The sequence below is a fragment of the Stenotrophomonas sp. NPDC077420 genome (genome assembly GCF_044543385.1).
Classification (GTDB): domain Bacteria; phylum Pseudomonadota; class Gammaproteobacteria; order Xanthomonadales; family Xanthomonadaceae; genus Stenotrophomonas.
In genome coordinates, this window is the sequence record NZ_JBITVZ010000003.1 from 274734 (window position 1) to 286961 (window position 12228).

The window sequence follows — 12228 nt, forward strand, 5'->3', positions numbered from 1 at the left end:
TATGCCCCACCTTCGTCGTCTCTTTGGCCGCTGGTTGCGTCTACGTCGTCTCGTGCGTTGGCGTTGGCGCGAACGCCAGGCATCGCCTCCGGCGGTCGAGGCCACGGAAGGGCCACTGCGTGCCGCGCTGTACAGCGTTGAGCAGATGGAGGTGTATGGCAGGGCGTTGGCGCGGCAGCACCGCGTGCGGATGCGGCCCAGCCCGGAGCGCCTGCTCGAACGCCTGCAGGCCAACGAACGGGTGTTGGAGGACGCCAATACCCTGCTCAGCAGCGTGGTGCGCGAACAGCGCCCGGTGACGCCGGCCGGCGAATGGCTGCTGGACAACTACTACCTCATCGAAGAACAGATCCAGACCGCGCGACGCCACCTGCCACGCGGCTACAGCCGCCAGCTGCCGTCGCTGGCGTCGGGCCCCTCGGCCGGGCTGCCGCGCGTGTATGAGCTGTCCATGCAGGCGATCGCGCACGGCGATGGCCGTATCGACGGCGATACGCTGGGCCGGTTCATCGCCGCGTACCAGTCGCTGGCGCCGTTGAGCCTGGGCGAATTGTGGGCGGTTCCGATCATGCTGCGCCTGGCCCTGCTGGAGAATCTGCGGCGCATGGCCGCACGGGTCATGCGCGATGGAACCGACCGTCGCCTGGCCTCGGAGTGGGCGGAGCAGCTCAATCGTGCGGCGTCGGACACGCCGACCGATGTGGTCCTGGTGGTGGCCGACATGGCGCGCTCCGAGCCGCCCCTGACCGGCGCGTTCATTGCCGAGCTGACCCGCTCGCTGCAGGGGCGCGGCGGTGCATGGGCAATGCCCGTGGCCTGGCTGGAGCAGTGGGCCGCGGCGGCCGGGCAGCGGATCGAAGACCTGGTTGCCGCCGAGGGGCAGCAGCAGGCGGCCGATCAGGTATCCATCAGCAACAGCATCGGCAGCCTGCGTTTCCTGTCCACCATGGACTGGCGCACCTTTGTCGAAGACATGAGCGTGGTCGAGCAGCGCCTGCGCGAAGACCCGCTGGCCGTCTATGCGCAGATGGATTTCGGCACCCGTGACGCCTACCGGCATGTGGTGGAGAAAATCGCGCGCGGCAGCCGCATCGCCGAGGAGCGGGTGGCCACCATCGCGCTGGAGCTGGCGCGTGCTGCCCTCCCCGCCGACGGTCCGCGCGCACATGTAGGCTACTGGCTGGTCGGCGAAGGCCTGCACGCCACCGTGGAGGCGGTGGCCGACGCAGCGCCACGCCACCGCAGGGCGACGCGCCTGGCGCATCGCGTGCCGTTGCCGCTGTACCTGCTGCCGATCACCGTGCTGGCGGCACTGGCCACCGCCGGCCTGCTGGCCACCGGCACCGGCGCGGTGCCGGTCTGGCTGGCCGCGCTGCTGGCACTGCTGGTGTTTAGTGAGCTGGGCATCGTGCTGGTGAACTGGACGGCGACGATCCTGGTCGCGCCGCGCCCCTTGCCCAAACTCGATTTCAGCGAAGGCATTCCCCCCGCCTGCGCTACGGTGGTGGCGGTGCCGTCGATGCTGTCCAGCACCGACGGCATCGACGTTCTGGTCGAAGCGCTTGAGGTCCGTTTCCTGGCCAACCGCGACCCGCAGCTGCGCTTCGTGCTGCTGACCGACTTCCTGGACGCGGCCGACGCGCAGGCGCCGAATGACGACGCCCTGCTCGCGCACGCGGTGCAGCAGATCGAAGGCCTGAACCAGCGCTACGCGTCCGGGCACGGCGATCGCTTCTACCTGCTGCACCGGCCCCGCCAGTGGAATCCCGGCGAAGGGGTCTGGATGGGCCATGAGCGCAAGCGCGGCAAGCTGGCAGCGCTCAATGCCCTGCTCCGGCATGGTGATGCCGCCGCGTTCATGCGGGTTGTCGGCGATGCGGCGACGCTGGTCGGCGTCCGCTTCGTCATCACCTTGGATTCGGACACGCAGTTGCCACGGGACGCAGCCCGTGCGTTCGTGGCGACGCTGGCCCACCCGCTCAACCGCCCGCGCTTCGATCCTGCGCTGCAACGCGTGGTGGAGGGCTACGGCATCCTGCAGCCCAGCGTGGGCACCAGCCTGGGCCGGCGCCGTACCTCGCGGTTTGCACGCATGTTCGGCAGCGAGCCCGGCATCGACCCGTACACGCGGATGGTGTCGGACGTCTACCAGGACCTGTTCGACGAAGGCTCGTTCGTGGGCAAGGGCATCTATGACGTGGAGGCCTTCGAGCATGCCCTGGAAGGTCGCCTGCCCGAAAACCGCATCCTCAGCCACGACCTGCTGGAAGGCTGCTATGCGCGCGCCGGGCTGGTCAGCGACGTGCGCCTGTATGAAGACTATCCCGAGCGCTACGTCGCCGACGCCAAGCGCCGTGCGCGCTGGATCCGCGGCGACTGGCAGCTGTTGCCGTGGTTGCTGCCGTGGACGCCGCGCGCGGGGTCGGGGTGGGAGCGCAACCGGCTCAGCCTGTTGTCCCGCGGCAAGTTGCTGGACAACCTGCGCCGCAGCCTGGTGCCGGTGGCCGCGCTTGCCTTGCTGGCAGCGGGCTGGCTGTGGGCCGACACGCCGGTGGCCTGGACCGGCTGGGTGCTGGCGCTGTGGTTCGCGCCGCCGTTGATCGGCATGCTGCGCGACGCACTGAGCGTTCCGGACGACACGCCGCTGGAAGCGCACTACATCAAGGTGGGGCGCGGAACGCTGCAGTCGTTGCTGCGCGCCGCCACGCAGATCGCCTGCCTGCCCTATGAAGCGCTGCTGGCCGCGGGCGCGGTGCTGCGCACGCTCTGGCGCATGGCCGTCACCCGCCGCCACCTGCTGCAATGGAATCCCTCCAGTGAAGTGGAGCGCCGCCTCGGGGGTGATCGCGGCGCGGAGTGGCGGGTCATGGCGCCGGGGTCGCTGCTGGCGCTTGCGCTGGTGGCCGTGGTGGCCAGCCTGCGTCCGCAGGCGCTGCCCATCGCCCTGCCCTTCCTGCTGGCGTGGACCTTCGCGCCCGCCTTGATGGCGTGGCTGGGCCGGCCGCCGGCCGCGATCGTGGCCGAACTGTCGGACACGCAGCGGGCGTTCCTGGGCCGGTTGGCGCGGCGCACCTGGTCGTTCTTCCAGGCCTGGGTGCGCGAACAGGATCATTGGCTGCCACCGGACAACATCCAGGAGCATCCGGCCCTGGTGGTGGCACGGCGCACCTCGCCGACCAACATCGGCCTGTCCCTGTTGGCCAACCTGTCGGCATGGGACTTCGGCTATCTCCAGCAGGGCGCGGTGGCCGAACGCACCGCGCTGGCGTTCGGCACGCTGGACCAGCTGCCACGCCATCGCGGCCACTTCCTGAACTGGTACGACACCGAAACCCTCGCGCCGCTGCCGCCGCGCTACGTCTCCACGGTGGACAGCGGCAACCTCGCCGGCCATCTGCTGACGTTGCGCCAGGGCCTGCTGGCGCTGGTGGATGCGCCGGTGCTGTCGCCGCACACCTTCGATGGCCTGGCCGATACCCTGGGCGTGGTGGAGGAGGAACGTCAACGGCTCCAAGCCGCCGACACCCAGCTCGCCGAGGCGCTCAACCAGCTCCGCCAGCAGCTGGCCTCGACACGGGAAGACCTTCCCGTCGGAATCGCGCCGACGCTTGTGCGGCTGCAGGAACTGGCCGGACGGGCCGACGCCCTGCTGGCGCAATGGCCGGCGCCGGCGTCGCCTGGGGAAGGCGAGCTGCACTGGCCGGCCCTGTTCGCCGCCGAATGCCAGGCCGCCACGGCCGCACTCGACGCGATTCCGGCCGAGGCCCGCGCCGATGCGAATGCGCCGATACCCAGCCTGCGCCAGCTGGCCGCCCTGCCCGGTCCTGCCGGCGACGAGGCACGCGCACGCATCGAGCAGCTGCAGGCGCTGGCGCACCGTGCCGGGCAGTTCTCGGTGATGGAGTACGGGTTCCTGTTCTACCGCTCGCGCAACCTGCTCTCGATCGGCTACAACGTGGACGACCACCGCCTGGACAACAGCTTCTACGACCTGCTGGCGTCCGAAGCGCGGCTGTGCGCGTTCGTGGCCATCGCCCAGGGCGAGCTGGCGCAGGAGAGCTGGTTCGCGCTGGGCCGGCTGCTCACCGAGGTCAACGGCACGCCGACGCTGCTGTCGTGGAGTGGCTCGATGTTCGAGTACCTCATGCCGCAGCTGGTGATGCCCAGCTTCCCCGACACCCTGCTCGACCAGACCGCGCGACATGCGGTGGAAGCGCAGATCGTGTACGGCCGCACCCTGAACCTGCCATGGGGGGTGTCCGAGTCCGGTTACAACGCCGTCGATGCACGCCTGAATTACCAGTACCGCGCGTTTGGCGTGCCGGGACTGGGGTTGAAGCGCGGCCTGGGCCAGGATCGGGTCATCGCGCCCTACGCCAGCATGATGGCGCTGATGGTGGCCCCGGAAGCGGCCTGCCAGAACCTGCAGGCGCTGGAAGCCCTGGGGTTCGCGGGGCGTTTTGGCATGTACGAGGCGATCGACTACACCCCGGCGCGGGTGCCGCCGGGCCAGGATCACGTGCTGTTGCGATCGTTCATGGCCCACCACCAGGGCATGGGACTGCTGTCGCTGGATTACCTGTTGCGCGACCAGCCGATGCAGCGCCGCTTCGTGGCCGATGTCGAATTCCAGGCCACCTTGTTGCTGCTGCAGGAGCGCATTCCGCGCATCGGTGTATTCCACCCGCATGAGGTGGAAGCGCTGGGCGAGCACGCCGCCATGGGCCAGGATGAAACGGCGCTACGCGTGCTGCGCAAGCCGGGGGGTCCGCGCCCGGAAGTGCAGCTGCTGTCCAATGGCCGCTACCACGGGATGCTGACCCATGCCGGCGGCGGCTACAGCCGCCACGGCGACCTGTCGCTCACGCGCTGGCGCGAGGACGGCACCACGGATGCGTGGGGCACCTTCTGCTACCTGCGCGACGTGGACAGCGGCGAGTTCTGGTCGGCCGCGTACCAGCCGACCTGCGTGGCGACGGACAGCTACGAGGCGATCTTCTCCGACGCCAAGGCCGAATTCCGCAGCGCGCACCTGGGCTGCGAGAGCCACCTGCAGGTGGCCATTTCGGCCGAGGACGACATCGAACTGCGGCGCCTGCGCCTGACCAATCGCAGCCGTCGCCCGCGTACCATGGAGATCACCACCTACGCCGAAGTGGTGCTGGCACCGGCCGCTGCCGACGACGCGCATCCGGCCTTCAGCAACCTGTTCGTGCAGAGCGAGATCCTGGCCGCCAAGCAGGCCGTGCTGTGCACGCGGCGGCCGCGTTCGCACGACGAAGTGCCGCCGTGGATGTTCCACCTGGTCGCCGTACATGACGCCGACGTGGCGGCGATTTCCTATGAAACCGACCGCGCGCGCTTCCTCGGCCGGGGCAATACGCCGCGGACGCCGCAGGCGTTGACCGCAGACAGCGCGCTTTCCGGCACGGCCGGCTCGGTGCTCGACCCGATCGTGGCGATCCGGGTGCGGGTGGTGCTGGAGCCGGAGCAGACCGTGCAGCTGGACATGGTCTATGGCATCGGCGCCGACCGTGCCGGCTGCGAGGTCCTGCTGGACAAGTATCGTGACCGCCGCCTGGCCGACCGCGTGTTCGACCTGGCCTGGACGCACAGCCAGGTGGTGCGCCGGCAGATCAATGCGACCCAGGCCGAGGCACAGCTGTACGAGCGCCTGGCCAGCCACGTGCTGTATGCCAACCCGCTGCTGCGCGCCAGCGCCGGGGTGCTCCAGCAGAACCAGCGCGGGCAGTCCGGGCTGTGGGGCCACGCGATCTCCGGCGACCTGCCGATCGTGCTGCTCAAGGTCACCGATGCGGAGAACGTGGAACTGGTCCGGCAGCTGGTGCAGGCCCACGCCTACTGGCGCCAGAAGGGACTCCACACCGATCTGGTGATCTGGAACGACAGCAAGGCCGGCTACCGGCAGGAACTGCAGGACCAGATCCTGGGCATGGTTGCGGCCAGTTCGGAAACCGGCCTGCTCGACCGCCCCGGCGGCATCTTCGTGCGGCCGGTGCAGAACATGACCCACGAAGACCGCATCCTGCTGCAGGCGGTGGCACGGGCGGTGATCAGCGACGAAGACGGCACGCTGGTGGCGCAGGTGGGGCGCCAGACGCCTCCCGCGCGCCGGGTGCCGGCGCTGGTGCCGCGTGCGGTGCAGGCGGAACTGGCGCTGTCGCTGGAGGAGAGCGCCGGCGTGCCTGTCCTCGCCGACCCGGGGCCCGAACCCGGGCTGCCGCCCGGCCCCGCGCACGACGAGGACGTGGACGACCCGTGGCCGTTCCTGCCGTATCGCGGTGCCGGCCAGTTCGACAACGGCACCGGCAGCTTCAGCGAGGACGGCCGCGAATACGTGGTGGTGCTGCGCGAAGGTGCCCCGACGCCGGCGCCGTGGGCGAATGTGATCGCCAATGCCCGCTTGGGCACGGTGCTCAGCGAGAGTGCGCCGGGCTACACCTGGTTCGAAAACGCACACGAGTTCCGGCTGACGCCCTGGCTCAACGACCCGGTGTCCGACACCGGTGGCGAGGCGTTCTACGTGCGTGACGAAGACACCGGTCGGGTGTGGTCGCCGATGCCACTGCCGCGCCGCGGCACCGGCGCGTACCGCACGCGCCACGGCTTCGGCTACACGGTGTACGAGCACATCGAGGACGGCATCGTCAGCGAGCTGTGGGTCTTCGTGGACGTCAATGCGCCGCTGAAGTATTCGGTCCTGCGCCTGCACAACCTGTCGGGCAGGCCCCGCCGGCTGTCGGCCATTGGCTACGTGGAGTGGGTGATGGGCGACCTGCGCCCGAAATCGCGCATGCACGTGGTCACCGAGCGCGACCCGCAGACCGGCGCGCTGCTGGCACGCAACACCTACAACACCGATTTCGGTGGCCGCATGGCCTTCTTCGACACCGATGCCGAAGGCTGTGGCTGGACCTGCGACCGCCTGGAGTTCCTCGGGCGCAATGGCGGCCTGCATGCGCCGGCGGCCCTGCGCCGCGAGCGCCTGGGCGGTCGCGCGGGCGCCGGGCTGGATCCCTGCGCCGCCCTGCAGGTGCCGCTGGAGCTGGCGCCGGGGGAGCGCAGTGAAACCACGTTCCGGCTGGGCGCGGGCCGCGACCGCGAGGAAACGTTGACGTTGGCACGGGGACGCCAGGGCGCGCACGAGGCCAACGATGCGCTGGACGCGGTGCGGATCTACTGGCGCCATGTGCTGGCCAGCGTGCAGGTGCGTACGCCGGACCCGGCGCTGGATGCCCTCGCCAACGGCTGGCTGGTCTACCAGACCCTGGGCAGCCGCTACCTGGCGCGCAGTGGCTATTACCAGTCCGGCGGCGCGTTCGGCTTCCGCGACCAGTTGCAGGACGTGCTGGCGCTGGTGCACGCACGGCCGGACCTGGCCCGCGAACACCTGCTGTTGTGCGCGGCGCATCAGTTCGCCGAAGGCGACGTGATGCACTGGTGGCACCCCCCGCAGGGCCGCGGCGTGCGGACCCGCTGCTCGGACGACTATCTCTGGCTGCCCCAGGGCGCGTGCCGCTACCTGGAAGTGACCGGCGACGCCAGCGTGCTGGACGAAGTGGTCGGCTTCATCGAGGGACGCGCGGTCACGCCGGAAGAGGAAGGGTATTACGACATGCCCACCCCCTCTGCCCTGCGCGGCACGCTGTATGCCCACTGTGTGCTTGCGCTTGAGCGTGGCTGCCAGTTGCTGGGCGAACGCGGGCTGCCGTTGATGGGCAGCGGCGACTGGAACGACGGCATGAACCGCGTCGGCGACCAGCAGCGCGGTGAAAGCGTGTGGCTCGGCTTCTTCCTGCACGACACGCTGCGCCGCTTCATCGTGCTGGCCAATGCGCGTGGCGATGAACACCGCGCGCACTGGTGCCAGGAGCAGGCCGACCGCCTGCGCCACAACCTGGAGCTGCATGCCTGGGATGGGGCGTGGTATCGCCGCGCCTGGTTCGACAACGGCACGCCGCTGGGCTCGACCGAAAGCGAGGAATGCCGCATCGATTCGATTTCGCAGAGCTGGTCGGTGCTGTCCGGCGTTGCCGCGCCCGAGCGCGCCGGACAGGCGCTGGATTCGCTGTACACCCACCTGGTGCGCAAGGACGCCAAGCTGATCCAGCTGCTCGATCCGCCCTTCGACAAGACCACCGAAGATCCGGGCTACATTCGTGGCTACGTGCCGGGCGTGCGCGAAAACGGCGGGCAGTACACCCACGCAGCCGTGTGGGCCGCGATGGCATTCGCCCACCAGGGCGACGCGGAACGCGCCTGGGAACTGGCCGCGATGATCAATCCGCTCAACCACGCGCTGGACCCGGAGGCGGTGCAGACCTACCGCGTGGAACCCTATGTGCTGGCCGCCGATGTGTATGCGGTATCCCCGCACGTGGGCCGCGGCGGTTGGACCTGGTATACCGGGTCGGCCGGTTGGATGTACCGGCTGCTGGTCGAATCCCTGCTGGGTATCCGCCGCCAGGGCGATCAGCTGTCGCTTGCACCGTGCCTGCCGGATGACTGGCCGTCGTTCGAGCTGAGTTATCGCTTCGGTCGCAGCCGCTACGACTTCGTGGTGACACGACATGCGCGGGATCAGCCGACGCTGCATGTGGATGGCGTACTGCAACCGGGGCTCAGCGTGGCACTCCGCGACGACGGCCACCACTACCAGGTGGCACTGGACCTGGAGGCGCCGCCCGGGTGAGCGTGCGCCCCGACATCCAGGACCGGTTGGACGCGCTGGACGCCATGATGGCGCACTGGCTGGCGCATGTGCGCCATCCAGCGCAGTTCTGGCCGCAGTTCGAGCGCCTGGCTGCGGAGATCCTGGATCAGTGTTCGCCGACCGAGCGGGAACAGGCGCACGCGTCTATCGAGGACATGCTCAAAGGACATGCCGTGGCGCTTCCGCCGTGGCATCCGGGTCCGCCCCCCGATGGTCGATGACCCAGCGTTCGGCCAGGTCAAGCGCCGCCTGGGTCGAGGCGCCGATGACAGGGTCCGCGCCCAGGAAGGCCACGTGGGTGGACCGCGTCAGCTTGCCTGAGCGCCGGAGCTGCGCGGCCAGCCGCTCACCCACGCCACTCAGGTACAGCGCACCCGCGTTCGCGGCCAGCCGCTGGGCATAATCATCCAGGATCTTGATCAGGGTCGCGTCGGCTGCGCTGTGCCCGCGCAGGCGCAGCACCACGGCGGCGGCGGAGGCGCCGGCGGGATCGGGCAGCGCCTCCTGCAGGGTGCGTGCGCCGGCGAAGAACAGGCTGCCCCACGCGTCCAGCACCACCACCTGATGGCTGGCCAGCTGTCGGGGCGCCGGGTGTTCTTCCACCTGTCCGTCAGGGCGCCGCACCAGCATCCTGACCGACACATCGGTGGCCGCGGACAGGATGAAGGAAACCAGGGTGACCGCCACGCCCATGCCTACCGCGGCGGGGATGGACAGGAACAGGCACGCCGCGAACGTCACGCAGATGGCGATGCGGGCGCTGCCGCCCACCCGCCAGATCGAAAGCGCCTCGCGCCAGTTGATCGCACCGATGCCGGCGCCGATCATCAATGCGGCCAGGCTGCTGGTGGGCGCGAAACCGACGATGCCGGGCGCCAGGAACAGGAAGGCCAGCAGCCAGAGGCCGGCGCTGATGCCCGCCCACCGGCTGGCCGCACCCAGGCTGACATTTAATGCCGTCTGCCCGACCGAGCCACCCACCGCGATCCCCGACAGCAGCCCGCTCGCCCCGTTCGCGATGCCCTGGGCGACCATGTCGCGGGACACATTGGACGGCCCTTCCTGCGCCGCCGCCAGGCTCTGGCTGACCCCCGCCGCCTGTATCGCCACGACGGCGGCGATGGCGAAGGCCGATCCGACCAGCTCGAATCCCAGGTACTCGAACGTCAATCCACGCGGGAGCGGAAATCCCTGCGGGATGGGGCTCTGCTGGCCAACGGTGGACACGTCGTGCCAGCCCAGTGCCAGCGCCGCCAGCGTGGGGAGTACCAGCGCCAGGATGGGTGACCACAGGCTGAGCCGGGTGGGTTTGAGCAGCAGCAGGAGCGCCAGCGCGGAAAGGCCGACGGCGGCGGTATGTGGCGCGATCCATGCGGCGCCGGTGTTGGCCGGCTGTGCGGTGTAGCCCACCAGCGCGGGCAGCTGGGACAGCACCAGGGTTACGGCAACGCCGAGCAGGAACCCGGTCATCACCGCATGCGAGACAAAGCGCACCAGGCGCCCGGCCTTCAGCACGCCGAACAGCACGAGAAACGCGCCGGTCATCACGACCAGCAGCATCAGCGCACCGGGTCGGTCCGGCGGCGGGTAGTTCGACAGCGCTTCTGCCGCCGTGACGGCCGAGGCACTGGTAGTGGCAACGACCATGCGCTGGCTGCTGCTCAGCGCCCCGCCGACCACCGGACCGATGGCATTGGCGTACAGGCCCGACACCGGATTGACCCCGACCAGGGCGGCGGTGGCCAGTCCGTCGGGCAGCGCAACGACCGCGTCCACGAGGCCGGCGAGGAGATCGCGGCCCCGGGAACGCGGGCGTCCGGTGCGGCCGGGCGTGCCTGCGCCCGGCCGCTCCTCCACGGGCTCAGTTGCCGGCGGCAGTGGGGTTCTCCATCTTCTCCTGCGCCTTTTCCAGCGCCTTCTTCAGGCTCAGGGTGTCGGCGCCCTGCGAGGGCGGGAACTCCATCAGCGACTTCAGGTGCGCGGCGATGATCGGACCGCCGGCGGCCGGCGCCCACATCTTCGCAGCGAAGAACTTGCGGCCGATGTAGCCCCATTCGTGCGACTGCGGATCCATCTTCTCCATCGGGTCCATGCGCAGGTTGAACACATAGGGGACCGAGGGGTAATACTTCTCGTCCCACCAGCTGCCTTCGCGTTTCACCCCGATGTGCATCTTCCAGTTCCTGACCCGCACCGCCATCAGATCGGTCTCGTCGTAGTAGAAGATCTCCTTGCGGGCGGAGGTCTTGGACTCGCCGGTCCAGTGGTCGAGGTTGTTGTAGCCATCCAGGTGGACCTTGTACCTGGTTCCATTGAGGCTGTGTCCCTTGAGCAGGTTTTCCTTCAGATCGGGAAGCCCGGCCGCGGCGGCGAGTGTCGCGTACACATCCTCGTGGTTCTGGATTTCGTTGGACACACTGCCTGCAGGAATGCGCGCCGGCCACTTCACCAGGTGCGGAACGCGCACGCCGCCCTCCCAGGTGGTGCCCTTTTCGCCGCGGAACGGCGCGTAGCCGCCGTCGGGCCACAGCATCATCTCGTTGCCGTTGTCGGTGCTGTAGATGACGATGGTATTGTCTTCGATGCCCAGTTCGCGCAGCTTGTCGAGCAGCTGGCCGACCTGCTCGTCGTGCTCGAGCATCTTGGCACGCACCACGTCTTCCTCGGCCCGGCCCTCATCGACGGCCTTCTGGATCCAATTTTTTGGCGAGTGCGAATGAATGTGGATGGCGGTGGTGTTGAACCAGCAGAAGAACGGCTTGTCGCCCTTCCCCACTCGATCCAGCCAATCCAGGGTCTTGTCGACCACTTCGGCATCGAAGGTTTCCATCCGCTTGCGGGTCAGCGGGCCGGTGTCTTCGATCTTCTGCTTGCCGACACGGCCGAATTTGTCATCGGTGGTGGCGTCGTCCTTGTCCGACGCCCACGCATGCAGGACGCCGCGCGGACCATACGTCTTCCTGTATTCCGGATTCTTCTGGCCCGGGTAGTCCAGCTCTTCCGGTTCTTCTTCCGCGTTGAGGTGGTAAAGGTTGCCGAACCATTCGTCGAAACCGTGCACGGTCGGCAGGAATTCGTTGCGGTCGCCGAGATGGTTCTTGCCGAACTGTGCGGTGGCATAGCCCACCGACTTCAGCACCTCCGCCAGGGTCGGGTCGCTGGCCTGGATGCCGCGGGTGGAGCCGGGAATGCCGATGGTGGTCATGCCGGTACGGATCGGCATCTGGCCCATGATGAAAGCGGCGCGGCCGGCAGTGCAGCTGGGCTGGCCGTAGTGGTCGGTGAACAGCATGCCGTCGTACGCGATGCTGTCGATGTTCGGCGTGTGCCCCATCAAACCGTGGGTGTACGCACCCACATTCCACATGCCGATATCGTCGCCCCAGATCACCAGGATATTGGGTCGTTCACCTGCGTTTCCGCCTGCGTCTTTGCCCTTGGCCGACGCGGTCTTGGTTGCCTTGGTCACTGCACTTCTCCGGTTGCCCGTGAGG

At 68.9% G+C, this 12228-nt stretch carries 4 protein-coding genes; 2 read left to right on the top strand and 2 right to left on the bottom strand.

Annotated elements, in window-relative coordinates:
- Position 1 precedes the first annotated feature (1 nt).
- Both ACIGII_RS04960 and ACIGII_RS04965 read left to right on the top strand, forming a co-directional pair.
- Entirely contained in the window at positions 2–8713 is an 8712-nt protein-coding gene (locus tag ACIGII_RS04960) for a GH36-type glycosyl hydrolase domain-containing protein (RefSeq protein WP_399633827.1), read from the top strand.
- Positions 8710–8955: a hypothetical protein gene (locus ACIGII_RS04965; RefSeq protein ID WP_399633826.1), complete on the top strand. Its 246-nt coding sequence runs from the start codon at positions 8710–8712 to the stop codon at positions 8953–8955. Before ACIGII_RS04960 ends, ACIGII_RS04965 begins: the two co-directional genes overlap by 4 nt.
- On the opposite strand, the gene ACIGII_RS04970 is transcribed toward ACIGII_RS04965, so the two are convergent.
- Both ACIGII_RS04970 and ACIGII_RS04975 read right to left on the bottom strand, forming a co-directional pair.
- Positions 8894–10591: a SulP family inorganic anion transporter gene (locus tag ACIGII_RS04970; protein WP_399633824.1), complete on the bottom strand. Its 1698-nt coding sequence runs from the start codon at positions 10589–10591 to the stop codon at positions 8894–8896. The genes ACIGII_RS04965 and ACIGII_RS04970 overlap by 62 nt on opposite strands.
- 4 nt (positions 10592–10595) lie before the next feature.
- Positions 10596–12203, bottom strand: a complete 1608-nt coding sequence (locus ACIGII_RS04975; RefSeq protein WP_399633823.1) for an arylsulfatase — start codon at positions 12201–12203, stop codon at positions 10596–10598.
- Positions 12204–12228 lie beyond the last annotated feature (25 nt).

What these genes read in the sequence shown, in the direction of transcription:
- ACIGII_RS04960 (WP_399633827.1), top strand. Translation starts at nt 2, where the DNA reads ATGCCCCACCTTCGTCGTCTCTTTGGCCGCTGGTTGCGTCTACGTCGT.